This window comes from Bacillus safensis, assembly GCF_039619585.1.
In the GTDB taxonomy this organism is placed as follows: domain Bacteria; phylum Bacillota; class Bacilli; order Bacillales; family Bacillaceae; genus Bacillus; species Bacillus safensis.
In genome coordinates, this window is sequence record NZ_CP154909.1 from 2,371,455 (window position 1) to 2,393,860 (window position 22,406).

At 43.1% G+C, this 22,406-nt stretch carries 22 protein-coding genes, 1 other RNA gene, 1 pseudogene and 1 other annotated feature; of the genes and pseudogenes, 5 read left to right on the plus strand and 19 right to left on the minus strand.

Features of this window, described 5'->3' with window-relative positions:
- Positions 1-130 precede the first annotated feature (130 nt).
- The 9 genes from mltG to AAYR28_RS12240 form a co-directional block, all read right to left on the minus strand.
- Positions 131-1,213, minus strand: coding sequence for an endolytic transglycosylase MltG (gene mltG, locus AAYR28_RS12200; RefSeq protein WP_120208273.1), 1,083 nt, complete (start codon positions 1,211-1,213; stop codon positions 131-133).
- A gap of 73 nt (positions 1,214-1,286) precedes the next feature.
- Positions 1,287-2,375 (minus strand): acetyl-CoA C-acyltransferase, encoded by a 1,089-nt coding sequence (locus tag AAYR28_RS12205; RefSeq protein ID WP_120208275.1) that lies wholly within the window; start codon positions 2,373-2,375, stop codon positions 1,287-1,289.
- Entirely contained in the window at positions 2,363-3,826 is a 1,464-nt protein-coding gene (locus tag AAYR28_RS12210) for an acyl-CoA synthetase (RefSeq protein ID WP_120208277.1), read from the minus strand. Before AAYR28_RS12210 ends, AAYR28_RS12205 begins: the two co-directional genes overlap by 13 nt.
- Positions 3,823-4,389, minus strand: a complete 567-nt coding sequence (locus AAYR28_RS12215) for a biotin transporter BioY (protein ID WP_024427872.1) — start codon at positions 4,387-4,389, stop codon at positions 3,823-3,825. Before AAYR28_RS12215 ends, AAYR28_RS12210 begins: the two co-directional genes overlap by 4 nt.
- Before the next feature lie 154 nt (positions 4,390-4,543).
- Positions 4,544-4,825 (minus strand): DUF1292 domain-containing protein, encoded by a 282-nt coding sequence (locus tag AAYR28_RS12220; RefSeq protein ID WP_024423112.1) that lies wholly within the window; start codon positions 4,823-4,825, stop codon positions 4,544-4,546.
- Between the two features lie 15 nt (positions 4,826-4,840).
- A complete protein-coding gene (gene ruvX, locus AAYR28_RS12225; RefSeq protein ID WP_034279935.1) occupies positions 4,841-5,257 on the minus strand; it encodes a Holliday junction resolvase RuvX in 417 nt (138 codons plus the stop codon).
- Positions 5,258-5,260: 3 nt separating this feature from the next.
- On the minus strand, positions 5,261-5,527 hold the full coding sequence (locus AAYR28_RS12230) for an IreB family regulatory phosphoprotein (protein ID WP_008358522.1): 267 nt from the start codon (positions 5,525-5,527) through the stop codon (positions 5,261-5,263).
- A gap of 89 nt (positions 5,528-5,616) precedes the next feature.
- Positions 5,617-8,253 carry an alanine--tRNA ligase gene (gene alaS / locus AAYR28_RS12235; protein WP_120208279.1) on the minus strand — a complete coding sequence of 879 codons (2,637 nt, stop codon included), beginning with the start codon at positions 8,251-8,253 and terminating at the stop codon, positions 5,617-5,619.
- Positions 8,254-8,333: 80 nt separating this feature from the next.
- Positions 8,334-8,541, minus strand: a binding site (T-box leader).
- A 44-nt stretch (positions 8,542-8,585) separates the two neighbouring features.
- Entirely contained in the window at positions 8,586-9,650 is a 1,065-nt protein-coding gene (locus AAYR28_RS12240; protein WP_041118105.1) for an AI-2E family transporter, read from the minus strand.
- Between the two features lie 230 nt (positions 9,651-9,880).
- Here AAYR28_RS12240 and AAYR28_RS12245 point away from each other — a divergent pair, with 230 nt between their 5' ends.
- From AAYR28_RS12245 to AAYR28_RS12260, 4 genes are all read left to right on the plus strand, one after another.
- Positions 9,881-10,609: an amino acid ABC transporter ATP-binding protein gene (locus tag AAYR28_RS12245; protein WP_024423116.1), complete on the plus strand. Its 729-nt coding sequence runs from the start codon at positions 9,881-9,883 to the stop codon at positions 10,607-10,609.
- Positions 10,610-10,622: 13 nt separating this feature from the next.
- Positions 10,623-11,432, plus strand: a complete 810-nt coding sequence (locus tag AAYR28_RS12250) for a transporter substrate-binding domain-containing protein (RefSeq protein WP_034279926.1) — start codon at positions 10,623-10,625, stop codon at positions 11,430-11,432.
- 77 nt (positions 11,433-11,509) lie between these two features.
- Positions 11,510-12,163: an amino acid ABC transporter permease gene (locus AAYR28_RS12255; RefSeq protein WP_120208281.1), complete on the plus strand. Its 654-nt coding sequence runs from the start codon at positions 11,510-11,512 to the stop codon at positions 12,161-12,163.
- 15 nt (positions 12,164-12,178) lie between these two features.
- Positions 12,179-12,829 (plus strand): amino acid ABC transporter permease, encoded by a 651-nt coding sequence (locus tag AAYR28_RS12260; protein ID WP_024427867.1) that lies wholly within the window; start codon positions 12,179-12,181, stop codon positions 12,827-12,829.
- Positions 12,830-12,931: 102 nt separating this feature from the next.
- On the opposite strand, the gene AAYR28_RS12265 is transcribed toward AAYR28_RS12260, so the two are convergent.
- From AAYR28_RS12265 to cymR, 8 genes are all read right to left on the minus strand, one after another.
- Positions 12,932-13,063, minus strand: coding sequence for a YrzQ family protein (locus AAYR28_RS12265; RefSeq protein ID WP_003216198.1), 132 nt, complete (start codon positions 13,061-13,063; stop codon positions 12,932-12,934).
- Between the two features lie 20 nt (positions 13,064-13,083).
- Positions 13,084-13,275, minus strand: coding sequence for a hypothetical protein (locus tag AAYR28_RS12270; protein WP_003216308.1), 192 nt, complete (start codon positions 13,273-13,275; stop codon positions 13,084-13,086).
- 13 nt (positions 13,276-13,288) lie between these two features.
- A complete protein-coding gene (locus AAYR28_RS12275; protein ID WP_051582016.1) occupies positions 13,289-13,807 on the minus strand; it encodes a PRC-barrel domain-containing protein in 519 nt (172 codons plus the stop codon).
- A gap of 73 nt (positions 13,808-13,880) precedes the next feature.
- Positions 13,881-16,265 carry an SF1B family DNA helicase RecD2 gene (gene recD2, locus AAYR28_RS12280; protein ID WP_041118108.1) on the minus strand — a complete coding sequence of 795 codons (2,385 nt, stop codon included), beginning with the start codon at positions 16,263-16,265 and terminating at the stop codon, positions 13,881-13,883.
- A 17-nt stretch (positions 16,266-16,282) separates the two neighbouring features.
- Positions 16,283-16,936 carry a tetratricopeptide repeat protein gene (locus tag AAYR28_RS12285; protein WP_034279920.1) on the minus strand — a complete coding sequence of 218 codons (654 nt, stop codon included), beginning with the start codon at positions 16,934-16,936 and terminating at the stop codon, positions 16,283-16,285.
- 59 nt (positions 16,937-16,995) lie between these two features.
- Positions 16,996-18,114, minus strand: a complete 1,119-nt coding sequence (gene mnmA, locus AAYR28_RS12290; RefSeq protein WP_039180282.1) for a tRNA 2-thiouridine(34) synthase MnmA — start codon at positions 18,112-18,114, stop codon at positions 16,996-16,998.
- A gap of 94 nt (positions 18,115-18,208) precedes the next feature.
- Complete coding sequence (locus AAYR28_RS12295) at positions 18,209-19,351, minus strand: cysteine desulfurase family protein (RefSeq protein ID WP_024427863.1); 1,143 nt, start codon at positions 19,349-19,351, stop codon at positions 18,209-18,211.
- An 18-nt stretch (positions 19,352-19,369) separates the two neighbouring features.
- Entirely contained in the window at positions 19,370-19,789 is a 420-nt protein-coding gene (gene cymR / locus AAYR28_RS12300) for a cysteine metabolism transcriptional regulator CymR (protein ID WP_024423125.1), read from the minus strand.
- Between the two features lie 208 nt (positions 19,790-19,997).
- Here cymR and AAYR28_RS12305 point away from each other — a divergent pair, with 208 nt between their 5' ends.
- On the plus strand, positions 19,998-21,263 hold the full coding sequence (locus AAYR28_RS12305) for a replication-associated recombination protein A (protein WP_024427862.1): 1,266 nt from the start codon (positions 19,998-20,000) through the stop codon (positions 21,261-21,263).
- 33 nt (positions 21,264-21,296) lie between these two features.
- On the opposite strand, the pseudogene AAYR28_RS12310 reads toward AAYR28_RS12305, so the two are convergent.
- Positions 21,297-22,062 (minus strand): annotated as a pseudogene (locus AAYR28_RS12310) (tRNA threonylcarbamoyladenosine dehydratase).
- 92 nt (positions 22,063-22,154) lie between these two features.
- Positions 22,155-22,335, minus strand: a non-coding RNA gene (gene ssrS / locus AAYR28_RS12315) — 6S RNA.
- Between the last annotated feature and the right edge of the window lie 71 nt (positions 22,336-22,406).

Genomic DNA, 22,406 nt, shown 5'->3' on the forward strand with positions numbered 1-22,406 from the left:
TAAGTAAAAACAACCCGATATATTTTACCACAAAGAAGTGGCAATTGCGAACCTATAAAATGGAGATTCCAACGAAAAAAACTGCAGGCAATCTCGTATTGTCTACAGTCTTTTTCGATTCACTTGTACATTAATTGCTGCCTGTGATGTATTTCGCTTTTGCTTTATTATGTTCATTTAACGTTTTCGTAAATACGACCTCTCCATTTTTCTTCGCAAGGAAGTAAACGTAATCCGTTTTCTCTGGATGCAGTGCGGCTTTCCAAGAAGATTCACCAGCATTTGCAATAGGTCCAGGCGGCAGCCCTTTGTTGTTATACGTGTTATAAGGAGATTTCACTTTTAGGTCTTTGTAATACACGCGGGATTTATGCTCACCAAGTGCATAAAGAACGGTTGGATCAGTTTGAAGCGGCATGTCCTTTTTCAACCGGTTATAAAATACACTTGAGATTTTTGCCCGATCTGTCTTTTCTGTTGCTTCCATTTCAATCAGTGATGCCATCGTTAACACATCATGTATGGACATGTTTCTCTTTTTCATGTCTTTTTCATACGTTTTCACGTATTGATCTGTTTGTTTAATCATCGTTTCAATGATCGTTTCGAGTGATTCATCCTCACGATAAAATGGATATGTAGCAGGGAATAAATAACCCTCCAACGGATGTTTCACCTGTTTTCCTTCCACCTGTGATGTCACGGTTTTCGGATATTTTTTCATTAGTGTTTGAATAAAATCAGGATCATCCAGCTTCGCTTCAACTTCCTTCGCTGAAAAATTCGTCTGATTTGCAATAATGGCTGCAATATCAGACAGCTGTCTTCCCTCTGGAATCACAAGCTGAAAGGCGTAATCTGTCCCGCCAGATGTCAGCTTTTTGATCAGCGTGTCTGCGTCCATTGTTTGTTTTAAATGAAAATATCCCGCTTTAAAGCCGGACGCCTTTTTGTATTTTGCATAATAAGTAAAAATCGCGTCATTCGAAATGAGCCCATTTTCTTTTAAAATGCCCGCAATTTCGCGGACAGATGTCCCATTTGGAATATGAATATTAATGGTTTGTTTACTTTTTTGATCGACCGGTCCGAGTGCTGATTTAACATATAAAAAGCCTGATAATGCTGCAATGATGATGACAGCAAGGACAGATAACAGGACGATCCCCATTTTTCTTTTGAAGAATGGTCGTTTCTTTTGTTCTGAAAACATGCATGGCCCTCCTCACATCTAGCTTTTATAGTACATGATTCGACGGAGTTCGGCAATTCCTTGCTTATGCATGTCATGACAGAACTTGCCACAAAACGGCTAAACCAACGCCGCCACCGCTTCCAATAGCAGCCATGACATAGCTTCCATTCGGTAAGGCGCGCCCTTCATAAAATAATCTCACCATCATAGCAGCTCCTGACGCGCTGTAAGGATGCCCAAGGCAAAGTGCACCGCCTCTTCTATTGATCCGGTCATATGGTATCCCCAGCGTCCGGGCAATAAGTGCAGCTTTCAGCGCAAACGCTTCATTGATTTCAAATAACGCCACTTCCTCTGCCTTGATGTTCTCTTGATGTAAAAGCTTCTTGATCGCATCAATTGGTGAAGCAGCTGGAAAATGAGGATGTATCGCTGTCACAGCACTTCCGGCGTATCGTAGCATTGCCTTATATCCACTTGCTTCCGCTAGCGATCTTTCCATCACAGCGACGGCGGCTGCTCCGTCTGCTTCCTTACAGCTATTGGCGGCGGTCACAGTTCCTTTTCCCGGTAAAAATACAGGCTTTGCCCGCTTGATCAGCTTTGCCATCGGTCTTATTTTAGCAGCCGCTTCATCTATGTTCATCCCGTCAATCGAAACGATTTCTTCTGAATATGTACCATGTGTGAATGCTGCTAAACTTCTTTCCCAGCTTAAAAGGGCATAGTCATCTTGTTCTTTTCTCGTGACAGAAAATGCCGACGCGGTCAGCTCTGCTGCTTCTCCCATATGCGGATCTCCTATCCGCTCCGGTGAAAAGCGGGCTCTCTCTTTCATTGGTGATCTGGAAATGCTCTCAGTCCCGCCAGCGATATACATCGTGCCCTCCCCCGATTGAACCATGACGCAAGCTGTTCTGATCGCTTCAAGACCAGAGGCACACTGCCTGTCAATCGTCATACCGGGAACGTGTAAAGGAAGACCTGCTTCTAAGGAGGACAGACGGGCCATATTTCCACCGCCTCCGACGACATTGCCTAATATGACGTCATCCGGTGTCCTCATCTGAGACAAATGCCGAATAAGGGGAGCGGCTAATTGCTCTGGGCGATAATTTTTCAGCATCCCATTTTTGTCACCGAAGGGTGTTCGTTTTGCTTCTACGATCACTGCTTGCATGACAATTGCTCCTCCGCCCACTTTTTCATGCTCGCGCGGGCTATTTTTCCGCCGGATGTTTCAATCATTTGATCAATCACAAGCCATTTTTTTGGTACCTTGTATGCCGCCAGCTTTTCTTTAACAGCTTGTCGAACCCCCTTTATTTGCGGCACTTGCTCCAATATGGCAACAGGGATTTCACCCCAATATGGGTCAGGAACGCCAACCACAATCGACCGTTTGACCTCTGGCTGTTCATTTAGCACACGCTCAATTTCTTCTGGGAAAATATTTAGTCCTCCATAGACAATCATGCCATTCTCACGACCGCACATATACAGATAACCGTCTTCATCCAGCCATCCCATATCGTAAACTGTCAGCCACTCCTCCGGCGGTTTCTGCTCATGCAAGTAACCTGAAAAAGTCATTGGGCTCTTTACATAAATCCTCCCTGTTTCATTTGGCTGACAGACAGATTGATCGGGCCGCCTTACTTCTACTTGAATGGAGGAGAAAAGCCGTCCAACAGAAGTAGGTTTTTGCATAAAGTCATTTGAAGACAAATAAGAGACAAAACTTAACTCTGATGTGCCATAAAAATCAAAAAAAGTGACATGTGGATAGTTGGTCACGAGCTGTTCTTTTGAAGAGATGCTCCAATCTGCTCCCGATGACATGACAAGAAGCGGATTGTCTTCTCTAAAAGCTTCGATTTGCAGTAACGTTTCTGTCATTGTTGGGACAGTATACATCACGGTGATATCACCTGTCTCTAAGGCTTTCTTCGCTTTTACTGGCACAAATTTTTCTAAAAGCGTCACTGTGCCGCCAAAATATAATGTACTGATGGCACCATATAAAAAGTGAGAGGATAAGAGTGTACCTAATATAAGAGCATGATCTTGATGAGTGATTCCAAATGAAGCAGTGGTCATTCGAAAGCTCTCGATCCAAGACTGCTGACGCCTAATAAAGGCTTTCGGTGAGCCCGTTGATCCTGACGTAAACCCCATATAAAAGACAGGATCCTTCTCGGTATCGCAGCTGTTATATGGACTGTCTGTGAGAAGGCTCATTCTTTCCTTCCATTCAGATAAAGAAAGAAGCGGCATGTCCACGCTTCCCTGTTCAAATCTCTTTATCAATCGATCCTCTATAATGGCGAGATCCGCCTCACTTAACAGGAGCTTTTCGACACATTCTTCATGACTCCATCTCGGATCAAGCGGAACGGCTGTCCATCCTGAATAAGCAGCGCCCGCAAATATTTGCAAAAAAGAAGCACCATTTGATAATAAAAAAGCGATTCTTTTTTGCTGATGAACCGTTCCTTGTAACCACTGTGCTGATCTCTGCACACGTTCATACCAATCTTGATATGTAATGCTTTCTTGCTCATCTATGATGGCAATCTGATCTGGTTTCATTTCTGCATGTACTGCATAGCTTTCCGTTATTCTGTTCAAACTGCACGCCTCCCTTTATGCAGATCCCTTTTTCGATATGACATGGCCTGTATGATTTTGACCGTAAAGACAGCACACATTCCCGCTTTGATGAGATCACCTGGAAGATAAATCAAACTAAGGAAAGCCGCCTGCGAGACCTTCATATGCATCATCATGGCTTGAAAGGGGATGCCGCACATATACAAAATCACAATACTGCAAACCGCATAGATCACAAAAAGACGCAGTGCGGTTACTTTTTTCAGCCGGTTCACCCATAAGCTGATCATGAAGGCAGCAACAGGATAAGCAAGAAGAAAACCACCGCTTGGACCAAAAAAGACCCCTATCCCGCCTCTCCCGCCTGACAAAAGAGGTGCGCCTGCTGCCACAACCAAAAGAAAAAGACATAAACTGATTAGTGCTTGTTTAGGCTTTAACAGCCCCCCAGCAAGCAAAAGACCTGCGGTTTGCAATGTAATCGGTACAGGTGTAAATGTAAGTAAAATCGGCGGGATTAAGCCTAACATCCCGATGACCGCTGTCATTAACGCTATTTGCATCATATCTTGTATTTTCAATCTCCATGCTCCTCACTCAATTTATTGTTAAAAACAGAGTAAAAGGTACAATTCATTATGTCAACATAAAATCAAATTAAGTTAACATATTGATCGTAAAAAAAGACCTGTGAAGAAAGATCAAGAAGATCTGTTCACAGGCCTTTTATTTGTTCTATTCTTCGTCTTCTTGATCTAAGAACGTATTTAACGTTTCTTCAATCATGTCCCATTCTTCATCCGTTTCAATCGGCTCTAGCTCGCCATCTTCACCGTCTTCGTTCGGTGTAAAGCTTGATGCATGAATCTCAATTTCCTCATTGTCTTGCTCAGAAATTGGGTAGTAAAGAACATAAGATTTGTTAAAATGGTCGCTTTCAAAAGTAAATAGTACTTCGCAAAGCTGTTCATTTCCATTATCATCAACGATTGTAATTTGCTTTTCTCCGTGTTCCATTTGATTCACCTCATTTTAATTTAAGCTGTCTAAATACCCTTGCAGGATCATAACAGCCGCCATTTTATCAATGACTTTTTTACGCTTTTGTCTGCTCACATCTGCAGAGATGAGCATTTTTTCCGCTGCCATTGTTGACAGACGCTCGTCCCAAAGCACAACAGGAACATTGTACGTGTTTTCTAGCACTTTCGCAAATGATTGGCTGGCTTCGCCTCTAGGACCGACCGTGCCGTTCATATTTTTTGGAAAGCCAAGTACAATTTTATCTGCCCCGTATTCTGCAACGATCTCAGACAGGCGGCTGAGACCAAAGTCTCCGCCTGCTTCATCAATTTTAATGGTTTCAATCCCTTGCGCTGTCCATCCCATTTCATCACTGATCGCAACACCAAGGGTTTTCGTGCCTAAATCTAAGCCCAGAATTCTCATGTTTTACGCCTCTTTATGTGTCTCTAAGTACGATTTAACCAATTCCTCAATTAATTCGTCTCGTTCTAGTTTACGAATTAGGTTGCGTGCATCCTGATGTCTTGGAATATAAGCAGGGTCGCCTGACAGCAAGTATCCGACAATTTGATTGATCGGGTTGTATCCTTTTTCTTGGAGTGCGTCATGAACTGTAATGAGCACTTCATTCACATTGGTTTCAGCTGAATCATCAGAGAAGTTAAACTTCATTGTCTTATCAAATGAACTCACTGCTTCTTGCACCTCTCTTCCAACATTCTACTAGCAAGCTTTTTTCTAACCGCTCATCTAATACCATTATTCTACACTACATCGCCTGATTATAAAACGGATTTGACAGATTCTTCGACAGTTGCCAGTGCTTCTTCAAGCTTTTCTGGTTGTTTTCCGCCTGCTTGTGCCATGTCTGGACGTCCGCCTCCGCCTCCGCCGCAGATTTCAGCTGCCTGCTTCACAAGCTTTCCTGCATGAAGACCTTTTTCGATCACGTCTTTTGTCACTCCTGCTGAAATGTTTACTTTTCCGTTTTGAACGGCTCCCAGGACGATGACAGCTGATCCTAATTTAGCTTTTAAGTCATCAACCATTGTTCTTAAATGGTTCATGTCTTTAGCATTTACTTTTTCAGTTAATACTTTCACTCCGCCAACTTCTGTCACTTTCTCTAAAATAGAGCCTGCTTCTGCTTGGCTTAATTTCGCAAGGAGAGATTCGTTTTCTCTTTGAGCCTCTTTTAAATCTGCCTGTAATGAAGCAATCCGTTTTGGTACATCCTTCGTATTTGACTTCAGCTCACTTGCTGCCTGTTCTAAAATCGCCAGCTGGTCATTTAATTCTTCATAAGCGCCTTTACCAGTCACAGCTTCAATACGGCGTGTTCCAGCACCAATACCCGACTCAGACGCGATTTTAAACAAACCGATTTCCGCAGTGTTCTGCACGTGACAGCCGCCGCATAGCTCGATGCTGTAATCGCCCACTTGGACAACACGGACAATATCGCCATACTTCTCGCCAAAGAGCGCCATTGCACCCATTTCTTTTGCTTCAGCAATTGGTTTCAGATCAATAGCAACTGAGATACCTTCCCAAATCTTTTCGTTCACGATTTTTTCAATCTGAGACAATTCTTCTTTCGTCACTTGTCCAAAGTGAGAGAAATCAAAGCGAAGTCTGTCTTCATTCACCAATGAACCTGCTTGGTTTACGTGGCTGCCTAATACATCTTTCAGCGCTTGATGCAGAAGGTGTGTCGCTGTATGGTTTTTCACAATGCCTTTTCGAAGAGCTGATTCCACTTCAGCAGTGACCTCGAGACCTTTTTGAGCCGTACCGCTTACGACGACTCCTTCATGGACATGCTGACCGTTTGGTGCTTTTTTCACGTCTTTGATCTCAATGATGGCTTCTGCACTTTTTAGTGTCCCTTTATCAGCCACTTGTCCGCCGCTTTCCGCATAGAAAGGTGTTTCATCTAACAAGATTTGCACCGTGTCTCCTTCATGTGCTTCAGAGACAAGTTCACCATTTTGAAGCAGTTCGATAATGCGAGTTTCCGCAGTTAAATTTTCGTAGCCAACAAAGGTACTTTCCACTTTAATATCACCTAAAGCGCCGCCTTGAACCTGCATACTGCCGACATCTTGTCTCGCATTTCTTGCCCGTTCACGCTGCTTCTCCATTTCCGCTTGGAAGCCTTCTCGATCAACTGTCATGTTTTCATCTTCTGCGTATTCTTCTGTCAGCTCGACAGGGAATCCATACGTGTCATACAGCTTAAATACATCTTCACCTGAAATTTGTGAGCTGCCTTTGTCTCTTTCTTTTTTGATCACTTCTGACAAAATCGCTAACCCTTCGTTCAGTGTTTCGTGGAAACGTTCTTCTTCGTTTTTGATGACTTTCGCAATAAATTCTTCTTTTGCTTGTACATCTGGGTAGAAATCCTTCATGATCTCAGCAACAACTGGCACTAGATCATACATAAACGGACGGTGGATATGGATCGTTTTTGCATAACGCACAGCGCGGCGCAGCAAACGTCTTAATACATATCCGCGGCCTTCATTGGAAGGAAGCGCACCGTCGCTTACAGCAAAGGCAACTGTCCGGATATGGTCAGCAATGACTTTAAATGCTGTATCTTTTTCCTTCGCCAAACCATAGCTTTCTCCAGAAATGGTTTCGACTGCACGAATAATCGGCATGAAAAGGTCTGTATCGAAGTTCGTTGGCACATTTTGAATGACAGATACCATTCGTTCAAGGCCCATCCCTGTATCTATGTTTTTCTTCGGCAGTGGGGTATATGATCCATCTGGATTATGGTTGAATTCAGAGAACACAAGATTCCATACTTCTAGATAACGCTCGTTTTCCCCGCCTGGATATAATTCTGGATCGTTCATGTCGTCACCGTATGATTCACCGCGGTCATAGAAAATTTCTGTATTCGGTCCGCTTGGGCCCTCGCCAATATCCCAGAAGTTTCCTTCAAGGCGAATAATACGTTCTTCAGGCACACCAATTTTATCTCTCCAAAGAATATATGCTTCTTCGTCCTCTGGGTGGACTGTCACAGATAACAAATTCGGATCAAAACCAATCCACTCTTCACTTGTGAGGAATTCCCACGCCCATTCAATGGCCTCTTCTTTAAAATAGTCACCAATAGAGAAGTTGCCAAGCATTTCAAAGAACGTGTGATGGCGTGCTGTCTTCCCTACATTTTCAATATCATTCGTACGAATCGATTTTTGCGCGTTGCAAATACGCGGATTGTCAGGTACGACGCGGCCATCAAAATATTTTTTTAATGTTGCCACCCCACTGTTGATCCATAAAAGTGTCGGATCGTCATGCGGTACAAGTGACGCACTCGGTTCTACAGCATGTCCTTTTTCTTTAAAAAAGTCTAAAAACATTTGACGTACTTGAGCTGAAGTTAAAGTTTTCATTCAAAAATCCTCCCTTTTCATTCATCAATCTCCACACAAACGAAAAAACACCCCGCCCTATGCAAGCACAAAACGACTTACACAGGGACGAGATGTTCTCGCGGTACCACCCTGATTATAGACAAATTCGTCTATCACCTTCACATCCGATAACGCCGGAAGAGAGCGGCAGTGTTTATCTGCACTCGGGACTAGCTTCCGTTAAAGGTCTGATAAGGCTTTTCACAGCAAATAAAGCCTCTCTCTGCAACAGCTTTTTAACGTACTCGGGTCCGTCATTGAATTTCAATATGTATGAATCGAAATTATTATAGACAACTCGGCTCGTCTTGTCAATGAACGCTTCGCCTCATCAGGATATATTGCACAATGATCACCCTGATAATCGCAGCTGCTGGTACGGCTAAAATCATCCCAATTAAGCCAAACAGCTCCCCTCCTGCAAGCAAGACAAGCATAATGACGACAGGATGCATATGAAGGCTTCGCCCTACAATGATCGGGCTGAGGACATTGCTCTCTAAAAATTGCAGCACCGCTACTGTGATCAATACAATGATGACCGATTTCACTGAGATGGTAAACGCAATAAAGATGGCAGGAACTGCGCCAATTATCGGTCCAAAATACGGAATCACGTTCGTTGCTCCTATCAGCATGCCAAGAACGAGCGGATACGGGATATGGAAAAGCCAGAGCACAATGGCTGCTGCACCCCCGATTAAAGAACAGACAAGCAGCTGCCCTCGAATATAATCACCAAGCGATTCATCCACTGCTTTGACAAAGGCATGCCCCCTCTTCCTAAATGATGGCGGCGTTAAATACCATGCCGCCCGCTTCATCGTGTTCATGTCTTTTACCATATAAAAAACAAGAAAAGGGATGAGTGCTGCAACTAAAACGTAATCAAATAAAACTTTACAGCTAAGAATCATCCGCTCAGCGCTATTGGCTGCATATGTCTCCGATTGAACAATGAAGCGGTCCAAGCGGTCGTGAAGTCCGTCAGGCCAGTGGCTCGTATGATGATGAATATGTGATAAAGCGCCATTATACGTTTCCGCGATGACAGGAATTTGTTCTGACAGCTCATTTAACTGTGCGATCATAACAGGCGCTCCTTTATAAACCGCAAAACCAATCCCGCCAAAAAACAGGACATAGATGAGTAAGAGACTGATTGTTCTCGGCAGCCCTCGTGCATGCAGTCTTTCGACAATAGGATAAAGCAGGTAAGAAATAAAAATGGCGATGAGAAGCGGAATGAGAACCGCCTTCAGCAATACAAAAACAGGCATCCATAACTCGTCGAGCTGCAGTAAAATGAGCAAGGATGCAAGGACAAGCAGGACCCCTGCAGCATATATCAGAAATTGGATCGGACGTTTCTTCACCTTTTTCACCTCTTTCCTTATTGTTTAACCATTTTCTGCAATTATCCACGTAAATAAAATTTGTCCTAACTTTGTTAAAAATGAATACACATGAAACATACAGCTCCATCCAAAGTCACTGTTTGCAGTAAAATCTCGTCAGAAAATATTCCATTATTTACTTCTTTTTACACAAGCTGTGCTAGAATCCACTTTAGCTTTAGCCAATGAAACACAAGAGGAGGTTCTTCATGATCACATTCGAAGAAGTCAACAAGCATTATGGCCAGTTCCATGTACTTAAGGACATTAACCTACATATTCAAAAAGGGGAGGTTGTTGTGATCATCGGTCCTTCAGGGTCTGGTAAAAGCACGATGCTCAGGTGTATCAATCGTCTTGAAAGCATTGATGCGGGAAAAGTTCTCGTCAACCAAGTGTCTGTTCAGCATCCGAAGACCAACATCAATCTTGTCAGGCAAAATATCGGAATGGTCTTTCAGCATTTTCACCTCTATCCGCATAAGACGGTGCTTGAAAACATTATGCTTGCGCCGATGAAGGTCAAAAAAGTAAGCAAGGAAGAAGCAAAGGAAACAGCTGAATTTTATTTAAATAAAGTCGGCATTCCTGAAAAGGCAGACACCTACCCTTCACGACTCTCTGGCGGACAGCAGCAGCGCGTTGCCATTGCAAGAGGGCTTGCGATGAAGCCGGAGGTGATGCTTTTCGACGAACCGACATCTGCACTTGATCCAGAGATGATCGGCGAGGTATTAGATGTGATGAAGCAGCTGGCCCGTGAAGGCATGACCATGGTTGTCGTCACACATGAGATGGGCTTTGCCCGCGAAGTGGCCGACCGCATTGTCTTTATTGATGAAGGCAGAATTCTTGAAGAATCAACACCGGCTGCATTTTATGAAAAACCGCAAGAGAAACGCGCTCAATTATTTTTAAGCCGTATATTAAATCACTAGGGGGAATGGTTTGATGAAAAAAATGAAACGCTTTGGCCTGATGCTCTTTATGACTTGCTGCATTGCCGCTTTGGCTGCTTGTGGATCAACTGAAAAAGGGTCAACTGATGCAAAACAAGGAAGTTCTTTAGAAACCATTAAGAAAGACAAAAAAATCATTTTCGGTGTAAAAAATGACACACGTTTATTCGGTCTAAAAAATCCGAGCAGCGGTGATATTGAAGGATTTGATATTGACATTGCAAAAGCCATCACAAAGGAAATACTCGGCGATGAAGGAAAAGCAGAATTCAAAGAAGTCACATCTAAAACGAGAATTCCTTTACTTCAAAAAGGAGATATTCATGCGATTGTTGCGACCATGACAATTACAGAAGAACGTAAAAAAGAAGTCAATTTCTCAGATGTATACTTTGAAGCAGGACAATCACTGCTTGTGAAAAAAGGAAGCGACATTCAATCCATTGATGATCTTAAAAAAGGAACGAAGGTACTGGCCGTAAAAGGCTCTACTTCTTCTCAAAATATCCGTGAGAAAGCACCTGAAGCATCCGTATTAGAATTCGAGAACTATCAGGAGGCTTTTACAGCATTAAAATCAAACCAAGGGCAAGTGCTGACAACTGATAATGCGATCTTATTTGGTATGGCAGATGAGGATTCAAATTATGAAGTGGTCGGCGGCACCTTTACAGATGAGCCTTATGGCATTGCTGTGAAAAAAGGAGATCAAGAATTAACAGATGCGATCAATAAAGCCTTAAAAACGTTAAAAGACAATGGAGAGTATGACAAGATTCTTAAAAAATGGATCAAAGAATAGCATTTGATTCGTCAAGATCAATGCCTCAGGTGAGCCGCTCCTTGGCTCCCCTGTTGATCAGGAAGGAAGTGAACTGATTGCTGCGGTTTTCCATTCTCACTGAAAACGTTCATCTTTATTTAGAAGGCTTTAAATATACCATTGGTGCAAGTGTCAATGCTCTGATTGGAAGCTTTTTGATCGGTACACTCATTGCCATTATGAGAATTGCGCCACTCAGGCCGCTCAACTGGTTAGGGACGGCTTACGTGGAATTTATTCGGAATATTCCGTTATTATTGATCACCTTTGTTTTCTTCTTTGGTTTACCAGTGCTGGGTATAGTAGCAGATGGTTTTACTGCTGGAACGATCGCTCTTGCCATTTATACCTCTGCCTTTATTGCTGAAGCCATTCGTGCAGGGATACAAGCTGTGCCGCTTGGACAAATGGAAGCAGCCCGTGCTTCAGGTCTGTCATATGGCGGGACGATGCGGTATATCATTTTGCCGCAGGCGATTAAAATCGTCATTCCCCCTCTTGGGAATCAATTTATTAACCTTGTCAAAAACTCCTCTATTTTAGGTGTCATTGCAGGGTTTGATCTTATGTATCAGGGAGACCTCATTGCGTCTAGAACATTTGTGACGTTTGATGTCTACATCTTTGTCGCCATGTTCTATCTGCTATTAACTATTCCGCTCAGTCTAGGTGTTGGTTATTTAGAAAGAAGATTAGCAAGAAGCCACTAGAAAGGAGGAAACATCATGGATTTTATAGGTGCCTACCAGCCTGATCATCTCGCCTTTTTACTTGAAGGATTTGCTGTCACCTTAAAAGTGGCTTTTATTTCCATCATTTTGAGCTTTATCATTGGATTAGTCGTTGGCACATTGCGGTTCGCTCAAATTCCGGTTTTATCAAAAGTGCTTGCGGTTGTTGTAGAAACCATTCGGAACCTGCCGCTTTTACTGATCATCTTTTTCACATATTTTGCATTGCCTGAAATCGGCATCAAGCTGAGCATCACAGCATCTGCTATTGCAGCTTTAACCGTGTTTGAATCTGCGATGCTGTCAGAAATTATTCGGAGCGGCCTTAAATCAATTGATAAGGGTCAGATCGAAGCAGCCAGGTCTTCTGGTTTAACCTATATTCAAACATTGAAAATGATTATTATGCCGCAGGCCCTGCGCCGAATGGTGCCGCCAATTGTCAGTCAATTCATATCCCTTTTAAAAGATACGTCGCTTGCTGTTGTCATTGCGCTTCCAGAATTATTACATCACGCACAAATATTAAATGGGCAAAGCCAATCCTATTTACTGCCGATATTCCTATTGGCAGCTATGATGTATTTTGTCGTCAATTTCAGCTTATCTATTCTTGCAAGACGATTAGAATACAGGCAGGCATAAAATGAACATCCGCTCTTGACGGATGCCTCAGCGTAAAGACCGGTTTGCGATCACGCTAAAAAAACAAAGGGCTAAAATGAAGATCATTTTAGCCCTTTTTGTTTACATCATTCTCATAACACGTTTTCTTAGCTTTTTCATATCCCGCTTTGATGGCATATCATATCGGCTTGCAAAGTGATATGCGAGTGCACCTGCACCAAGCGTTAATAGTGAAGAAGTCATTTTGCCCATTCGAAATTCCCCCTTAACACTTATAGTTGAATTGAACGTTCATCGTCACTAAACAGATCATCTAAGCTACTTAGTGTCCCGTCTTCCTCCACTTGGTGTGTAGATATTTTGCCTTTTGACAGCGTCAATTCAATAAAACAGCCCCAGCAATAATATTGATTGACCCCAATTTTTCCGATGTCTTTACATTTGCAATTTGGGCAAATGAGCATAATCAGCACCTCTTTACGTTCGGTTTAGAACCAGTGCTTCCTTTTGAACGTTCATCAAGGTTCCGGCAGCCTGCAGCTGTTTCCGAATCCCTGATAGCTCTGTAAAGAAGCCGTCCGAGAGTTCATATGCTACGATTGTGCCCGAATTTGAGCAAAAGTATACATCTTCCAAAATGCCTAAATTTTCACCATCAGGCGACTGCATCATTTTCTTTTTTAATTTTGAAAATAACAAGAATGGAGCAGAGGAATCCATGCCCACTCCCTCCTGACAGCTCACATACAAACCTTTATCTGTCAGCTGATCAAAAGCAGAGAATGGAACGAGTGCACAGTCTTTCTTTTTCCCCTCTAACACATATCCTCCGCAGCTGCCTCCGGCTAAAAAGCAAATATCTTTTATGGAACCAAGTGATTGGGACAGCTCATCTGTATAGATCGTCATTCCTTCAAGTTCTCGGCATGTTCTCAAAATGTGCTCAACCACCTTTTGCGGAACAGTCTTATCGTGTGCGTTTGCTTCATGACTCATACGAAGAAATGGCTTCCATGAACAGATTGGGAGAAGTTCTTTTCATACTAAAAGGCTTCCATATGGAAGCCTTCTACTCATGCATAAAATCAAATGGAGTGATTCCCTCCATGCCAATATTTGCGTCATGTACGCTAAACGGAAGCTCTTTTTGGAGCGCTTCAAGTTCTGCATCCATGATTTGTTCGGTTTGCACTAGCCGCATCGTTAAGGACGTTTGTCTAAGGGAATCCTCATTGTTTTTCACGCCCCATTCCAGCGCTGATTCCTCGCCGCACAGTATTAAAAACTTTTTACTGCGTGTAATGGCTGTGTACAGCAGATTCCGCCGAAGCATTCGGTAATAGCTCCTGACGACTGGCAGCACAACAATCGGGAATTCACTTCCTTGTGATTTGTGAATGGAGCAGCAATAAGCATGGGTAAATTGATGAAAATCCTTTTTTGTAAAGGTGATTTCATTCCCATCAAAGGAGATCACGGCCATGTCTTCTTTTTCTGTATTTTCTTTTGCATAAAAAATCGAGACAATTTCGCCGATATCGCCGTTAAAAATGTTGTTCTCCGGCTGATTCACAAGCTGAAGCACCTTATCACCTGTCCGGTACACCACATCACCAAACGGGATTTCTCTGCCTTTTGGTTTTTTAGGATTCAAAATGTGCTGCAGCATTTTGTTGAGCTCATTGATGCCTGCTTTTCCTTTATACATTGGTGCGAGCACTTGAATGTCCTTTGCCGAAAATCCTTTTTGAGCAGCATTGCTGACAACTTTCTCAATGACTTCTTTCATTTGATCAGCTGAACACCGAATGAAGGACCGATCCTTTGAGCGTGCAGTAATATCCTTTGGCAGCACACCATTTTTCATATCATGTGCCAGTTCAACAATGGTTGAGCCGTCTGCCTGCCGGTAAATATCTGTCAGGGTAACAGCCGGCACGGCTTTTGAGGCAAGCAAATCCCGTAAAACTTGGCCTGGTCCGACAGATGGCAGCTGATGTTCATCCCCTACCATAATCACTTGGATATGATCAGGAATCGCTTTAAACAAATGATTCGCCAGCCAAATATCCAGCATACTTGATTCATCAATGATGACAAGCTTTCCTTCAATCGGCTGTTCCTCATCATGCGAGAAGCCCTCCGAACCGTTCCAGCCTAGCAGCCGGTGAATGGTGACAGCTGGAAGCCCTGTTGATTCTGTCATCCGCTTAGCCGCCCGTCCAGTTGGTGCCGCAAGCACAAATGGGAAGGATTCATCTTTTTTATAATCACTCGGATCAAGAGAAACACCGTGAAGATCACTGTAAAGCTCGACAATTCCTTTAATGACCGTCGTCTTCCCTGTTCCAGGCCCGCCTGTTAAAAGCAGCATCGGGGACATGAGTGCCTTTTGAATCGCTTCCTTTTGTGTCGGAGCATACTGGACGCCTAACCGCTCCTCCAGCTCGCCAAGTGCTAGCAGGAATTCTGATTCAGGAAATTGATCTGCATATTCTGTTTGGGAGACGATTTTTTGAATGCGTTTGGCGACACTTTGCTCTGCATAAAATAAGGATGGATGATAGCAGCGGTCGTCTTCAATGATCATTTCTTTTCCTTCGCCAAGTGCAATGATCTGATTGGCAACATCCATTTCAGTCACTTTGTAATCATTGCCTGTTTGGTTGAGCAGCTTGCGGGTTTCGACGATCAAATCTTTCGTTTGTATGTACGTATGACCGTCCTGTAGACTGGCTGTCTCCACTGTATATAGCAAGGCGGCGCGAATCCGCTCTGGGTCATTACCTGAGATGCCTGTTCTAGCACCAAGCTCATCCGCCTTAATAAATCCGATTCCCTCGACATCCTTGACAAGCTGATAGGGATTTTCCTCGATTTTCTGCAGCGTTTCACTCTCGTATACTTGGTAAATCTTCATGCTGAGCTGCGGACCAAAACCATACTGATTCAGGCTGATCATGATTTGTTCCAGCCCTTGATGCTCCTGAAGCGCTGCGGCCAGCTTATCCGCCTTCTTTTTTGATAAGCGCGGTACATCATACAAAACAGCTGGGTCACGCATAATCTTATGAAGCGTCTGATTGCCAAGCTTCCCGACGATTTCTTCCGCCGTCTTTTTCCCTATCCCCTCAAATAAATCACTTGAGAGATAATGTATGATTCCTTGCTTCGTTGTTGGTACTTCCTTTTGAAAATGAGTGGCCTGAAACTGTTCACCAAATTTCGGATGGCTTGTCACTTTGCCATAAAAGGTGTAGGTTTCCTCCTCATGAAGTGCTGGGAAGTAGCCTGTGACAGATGCTGTTTTTTCCTCTAAGTTTTCCGATGTTTCAATGACTTTTACCTTTAACACCGAGTATAAATTACTTTCATTATGGAAAATAACGGCTTGAATGGTCCCCTTTAAAAACGGTTCGTCCTCAAGCTTCATTTGATCTGGATGTTCCTGCACAGGTCTTCCCTCCTTCTCTATTCTGCCTCTTGAATCAGCTTTTGCGCATGTAGTGCCAGCATATGGTCAGGCTGCACGTCAATGGCTTTACCCAGCATCTCAAGTGCTTCGTCTTTTTTCTCTAAGTACGCATACGCAACACCTAAATTATAAAAGGCATCTGCATGCTGCGGATCACGCGTGATGACTTCACTAAAAGTTGTCACCGCTTCTTCCAGCATGTGTTCATTGGCTAAGCACATGCCAAATTGGAATCTTGCTTCATTATCTTCTTCATTTAGTTCAACAGCACGCTGAAGATACGGCATCGCAAGCTTTGGCTGCTCTAATTTGATGAGCGTCTGCCCGAGCATATAAAACAAATCACTATTTTCCATGCCCGCTTTTAGTGCTTGTTCAAAGTAGTCTTTCGCTTTCATAAAGTCTTCTTTTAATGTATATACATTTCCTGCTCCATAATAGGCTGCAGCTGCGGTATGATCAAGTTCAATTGCTTTCTGAAAAAAGTTTAAAGCGCGTTCAAATTCATTGATACTTGAAAGTAAGTTCGCAAAGTTAATATATGGAACCGGGTCCTTCGGGCTTTCTTCGATCGCTTTTGTAAAAGCTTCAGCTGCTTTTTCGATATTCCCTTGATTCAAGGCTTCTATGCCGATTTCGTTATAATTCATTCGCTCTCTCATCCTTTCATTAAAAAACCTCAACAGCGACGTTGAGGTTTTGAAACATACTACACATACGACAGCTTTTGACCATCTTTGAAGACATCGTCAATTGTACCGCCGCCAAGACATTCGTCGCCATCATAAAAAACAACCGCTTGTCCCGGGGTAACAGCACGAACAGGCTCATCAAAGATCACCATCGCTTCTTGCTCACCTGTCATTTTGACCTTCACATGGTGATCTTCTTGACGGTATCTGAATTTTGCTGTGCAAGTTAATTCACCGTTTTCTCCGACAATATGAGGACGAGTCCAGCTGATATTAACAGCTGAAATGCTTTCAGAGTATAAAAGTGGATTGTGGAAGCCTTGTTCAACAAACAAGATGTTTTTCTCCAAGTCTTTTCCAACGACAAACCAAGGATCACCGCTGCCGCCAATGCCAAGTCCTTGGCGCTGACCGATCGTGTAATACATCAGTCCATCGTGCTCCCCTTTTACTTCTCCGTCCATTGTCTGCATCACACCAGGCTGTGCAGGCAAATATTGACTGAGGAACGTTTTAAAGTTTCTTTCTCCAATAAAGCAGATACCTGTTGAATCTTTTTTCGTTGCTGTTGCGAGCTCTGCTTCTTTTGCCAATTCACGAACCCTTTTTTTCTCTAAATCACCGATTGGGAACATGACTTTATCAAGTTGTTCCTGTGTCAGCTGATTTAAGAAATACGTTTGGTCTTTGTTTGCATCAAGACCTCGCAGCATTTTGACTTCATCACCAGTTCGATCAACACGAGCATAGTGTCCTGTTGCCAAATAATCCGCACCAAGTGAAAGTGCATGCTCAAGGAATGCCTTGAACTTAATTTCTTTGTTACACATGACATCTGGGTTTGGCGTTCTGCCCGCTTTATATTCATCAAGGAAATATTGGAACACTTTGTCCCAATATTGCTTCTCGAAATTCACTGCATAATAAGGGATTCCAATTTGGTTACATACGCGGATGACATCCTCATAGTCTTCCGTTGCTGTACAAACACCATTTTCATCGGTGTCATCCCAGTTTTTCATAAATATGCCGATGACATCATAGCCTTGCTCCTTTAACATAAGAGCGGCAACTGATGAATCGACTCCTCCGGACATACCGACCACAACTCTTGTATCTTCTGGTCTTTTTGTCATCTTCATCAACTCCAATTTCAATGAAACAACATGCGCGTTTCGTTCTTCAGGTGCTTCGCTGTTTCATTTTTCACACACGAACAAAAGGAAGCATTTATTTGGCTAGGCGTTTGACAACAGCCGCTATCTTATGTGCCGCCTGCTTCACATGATCTTCTTCATTCCCAAGACCGAAGCTTATTCTGACTGAGGATGTCAGCTCTTTTGCTTCTGCGCCATACATGGCGCTTAACACGTGCGAAGGAAGGACAGATCCAGCCGTACATGCCGATCCGCTTGAAACAGCAATTCCTTCCATATCTAAATTCACAAGCAACGATTCAATGGAGACGCCCGGGAAATGAACATTTAAAATGTGCGGCAATGTCTCTTTCGGATGTCCATTGATAGAGAAATTGAGAGATTCCTCTTCGAATACTTGCAGCATGGTTTCTTTGAGCTTACCATAATGCATCGCTTTTTCTCTTCTATTTTGCTTCGTTAATTGAACAGCTTCTGCAAGCCCAACAATTCCTGCCACATTTTCAGTACCGGCACGGCGCTTTCTTTCTTGTTCGCCTCCGAATATTTGCGGAGAAAGTTTCACGCCTTCGTTTACATATAAAAAACCTGTTCCCATCGGACCATTCAGCTTATGGCCAGAAGCAGATAAAAGATCAATATGGAGATCTGCTGCATCAATGGGCACTGTGCCAAACGCCTGCACTGCGTCTGTATGAAAATGAGCAGTGTGATCACGCAGAAGTTCGCCAATGGCTTTGATTGGCTGAATCACACCTGTTTCATTATTGCCGTACATGACGGTCACAAGAATCGTATCATCTCTCAATGCTTGTTTTAATTGATCAAGATGAATCAATCCTGTTTCGTCCACATCTAAATATGTCACTTCAAATCCTAGTTTTTCTAGGCGTTCACATGTATGCAGCACCGCATGATGCTCTGTTTTCACTGTGATGATATGTTTTCCTTCATGCTGTCTTGCCATGGCAACACCTGTAATTGCCAGGTTGTCCGCCTCGGTTCCACCGCTTGTGAGGATGATCTCCTGCGGTTTACAGTGTAATTCTCCTGCAATGACTTCTCTTGCTTCATCGAGCCACTTTCTTGCCTCGCGCCCATATGAATGAATACTAGAGGGATTGCCAAATATCTCTGTAAAGTACGGCATCATCTTGTCCACAATACGCTGATCCATCGGCGTTGTGGCCGCATGATCTAAATAGATTCGTTCCATTTCCGGTACACCTCTGATCTAAATATAGAACATATACGAGTCTTGATCCCCGTCATCTGTGTAGCTTGCCAAGTCTTCAAGAGTTGTATTGTCTAGTACGTCTTTTACTGCATCACGAATACGAATCCATAGTTCACGCTTTGCTGGTTCTTCGTTTTCGATGACTTCAACAGGACTAATGGGTCCTTCTAATACACGAATAATATCACCTGCTGTGATCTCATTTGGTTCATGTGCAAGAACATAGCCGCCATACGCTCCGCGGATACTTTTTACAAGACGGGCATTGCGGAGTGGTGATACAAGCTGCTCTAAATAATGCTCAGACAAATCATTGTTTTGAGCGATTGATTTTAATGATGTAGGGCCTTCGCCATGTTTTTTGGCTAATTCGATCATGATCGTCAGACCATATCTGCCTTTAGTTGATATTTTCAAGTTAAACACCTCTGCGTTTTCTATTCTATGTCATCAATTATTTTTCTGATTTCATATACGCCGATATATAGACCAGAAGCAATTATATCATACTTTCAGCCAACTTTCATTTACGGGTTCTGAGCATGATAGAAGGACGAATCCCTTTTCTATTTGAAGAAATTTCGGTACTCTATACAAACAAGACATTGCTATAGGAGAGATAATTATGAAACCTTTAGCGTACCGGATGCGCCCAAGTCATATTGAAGACATTATTGGGCAGGAGCATCTTGTTGGAGAAGGTCAAATTATTAGGCGAATGGTCGAGGCAAAACATTTATCCTCGATGATTTTATACGGACCGCCGGGCATCGGCAAAACATCGATTGCAACCGCGATTGCTGGCAGTACAAGCATTGCTTTTCGAACGCTGAATGCGGTCATTCATAACAAAAAGGATATGGAAGCTGTTGCCGCTGAAGCGAAAATGAGCGGCCAGGTGATCCTTATTTTAGACGAAGTCCACCGGCTTGATAAAGGAAAGCAGGATTTTCTTCTTCCTTATTTAGAAAATGGCATGATCATTTTAATTGGGGCAACGACGGCTAATCCCTACCATGCGATCAATCCTGCCATTCGAAGCCGGACACAAATATTCGAGCTGAAGCCGCTTGAAACAGAGCAGATCAAAGCTGCGTTAACAAGAGCCTTACAGGATGAGCATCGAGGGCTTGGCGGCTATGAGGTGACAGTGGACGATGAAGCGATGAATCATTTTGCCAATGGATGCGGAGGAGACGTGCGTTCTGCTTTAAATGCACTCGAGCTCGCTGTCTTATCGACAAAAGCTGATGAGACAGGGCATATCACAATCACTCTTGCCGCAGCAGAAGAATGTTTACAAAAAAAGAGCTTCTCACATGACAAGAATGGTGATGCTCATTATGATGTCCTCTCGGCTTTTCAAAAATCCATTAGGGGATCTGATACAGATGCGGCGCTGCATTACCTTGCCAGACTGATCGAAGCAGGAGACCTTGAAAGCATTACAAGGAGATTACTCGTGATGGCTTACGAGGACATTGGCTTAGCCAGTCCGCAGGCTGGCCCCCGCGTGTTAAGCGCAGTACAAACAGCAGAAAGAGTCGGCTTCCCAGAAGCACGGATTCCACTGGCGAACGCAGTGATTGAGCTGTGTCTTTCTCCTAAGTCTAATTCGGCATATAAGGCGATTGATGCGGCACTTGGTGACATTCGTACAGGGAAAATTGGAGAAGTTCCAGTTCATTTAAAGGATGCTCACTACAAAGGCGCCACAGCACTCGGAAGAGGCGTCGATTACTTATACCCGCATGATTACGAAAACGGCTGGGTGAAGCAGCAATATTTACCTGATCCGTTGAAAAACAAGCAATACTATGTACCGAAACAAACCGGAAAATTTGAAGGTGCATTGAAACAGGTCTATGAAAATTTAAAACGCCAGAAATAAAAAAAGCCCCCTGCATGTTAGCAGGCGGGCTGTTTATTTATCCTTCACACGTGTAATTGGAATATCTTTTAAAAGCTTCATAATGACATGACCACCCATGATCAGTCCGGCAACAGACGGAACGAATGCATTGGATGATGGCGGCATTTGTGCCTTGCGAATCTTCGCTTCATCATTTCCAACTTCTTTTCTGACATCTTCACGAATGACAATCGGACTTTCATCAGAGAAAATGACTTCAATTCCTTTACGAATCCCTTCCTTACGCAGACGTGTTCTCACAACTTTTGCAATAGGGTCGGTATGTGTTTTTGAAATATCATCAATTTTGAAGCGTGTCGGATCTGTTTTGTTCGCAGCTCCCATACTTGAAATGATGTTCACACCTCGTTTCAGACACTCTTTCATTAAATGAATTTTATAGTGAATGGTATCTGAGGCATCAATGACATAATCAAGCGGATACTCAAAAAATTGTTCGTATGTTTCCTCTGTATAAAACATCTTTAGCGCAACAACTTCACATTCTGGATTAATATCAGCGATTCTCGCCTGCATTAAGTCAACCTTTGGCTGGCCAACTGTTTGATAGCAATGCTGGAAGCTGACGATTTACATTTGTAATATCAATATCATCTTTATCAACAAGAACAATACGGCCAACGCCTGAACGAGCGAGTGCCTCAACTGCGAATGAACCAACGCCGCCCACACCAAGCACTGCAACTGTACTGTTTTTTAGTATATTTAAGCCTTCCTTGCCAATGGCAAGCTCGTTTCTTGAAAACTGATGTAACAAGTGCCTCACTCCACCTTTATTTAAAATGAATCGAAAGAATCATATCATATACAGACTTCTTCGTCATCCTTCTCTAAAAGAAAAAAACACAAAAAAGTCCCGATGACGCCGCCAGCATTTCCTTCGTTTTGAACCCCGCACCATGCAGGTGGGTGCTTTCTTCCTGACTTTATAAGTCCTCTAAAGAGGCATTTATGCAGAAAGGAAAGGCAAGCTCCCGTATAAAAAAATGTTCGGTCAAAACTAGGTAACCACCGTACGTATCAGGACTTTATTTATTATTGATGAAAGCATATCATAGGCATATTTCTTTTTCAAGCGTTTACATACCTATAAACATGCGC

Bases quoted from the DNA above. Each gene is read 5' to 3' on its own strand.
- mltG (WP_120208273.1), bottom strand. From the start codon at position 1,213: ATGTTTTCAGAACAAAAGAAACGACCATTCTTCAAAAGAAAAATGGGG.
- AAYR28_RS12205 (WP_120208275.1), bottom strand. From the start codon at position 2,375: ATGCAAGCAGTGATCGTAGAAGCAAAACGAACACCCTTCGGTGACAAA.
- AAYR28_RS12220 (WP_024423112.1), bottom strand. From the start codon at position 4,825: ATGGAACACGGAGAAAAGCAAATTACAATCGTTGATGATAATGGAAAT.
- ruvX (WP_034279935.1), bottom strand. From the start codon at position 5,257: ATGAGAATTCTGGGCTTAGATTTAGGCACGAAAACCCTTGGTGTTGCG.
- alaS (WP_120208279.1), bottom strand. From the start codon at position 8,253: ATGAAAACTTTAACTTCAGCTCAAGTACGTCAAATGTTTTTAGACTTT.
- AAYR28_RS12245 (WP_024423116.1), top strand. From the start codon at position 9,881: ATGATCACATTCGAAGAAGTCAACAAGCATTATGGCCAGTTCCATGTA.
- AAYR28_RS12250 (WP_034279926.1), top strand. From the start codon at position 10,623: ATGAAAAAAATGAAACGCTTTGGCCTGATGCTCTTTATGACTTGCTGC.
- AAYR28_RS12260 (WP_024427867.1), top strand. From the start codon at position 12,179: ATGGATTTTATAGGTGCCTACCAGCCTGATCATCTCGCCTTTTTACTT.
- AAYR28_RS12265 (WP_003216198.1), bottom strand. From the start codon at position 13,063: ATGGGCAAAATGACTTCTTCACTATTAACGCTTGGTGCAGGTGCACTC.
- AAYR28_RS12270 (WP_003216308.1), bottom strand. From the start codon at position 13,275: ATGCTCATTTGCCCAAATTGCAAATGTAAAGACATCGGAAAAATTGGG.
- AAYR28_RS12275 (WP_051582016.1), bottom strand. From the start codon at position 13,807: ATGAGTCATGAAGCAAACGCACACGATAAGACTGTTCCGCAAAAGGTG.
- AAYR28_RS12285 (WP_034279920.1), bottom strand. From the start codon at position 16,936: ATGAATTATAACGAAATCGGCATAGAAGCCTTGAATCAAGGGAATATC.
- mnmA (WP_039180282.1), bottom strand. From the start codon at position 18,114: ATGACAAAAAGACCAGAAGATACAAGAGTTGTGGTCGGTATGTCCGGA.
- AAYR28_RS12295 (WP_024427863.1), bottom strand. From the start codon at position 19,351: ATGGAACGAATCTATTTAGATCATGCGGCCACAACGCCGATGGATCAG.
- AAYR28_RS12305 (WP_024427862.1), top strand. From the start codon at position 19,998: ATGAAACCTTTAGCGTACCGGATGCGCCCAAGTCATATTGAAGACATT.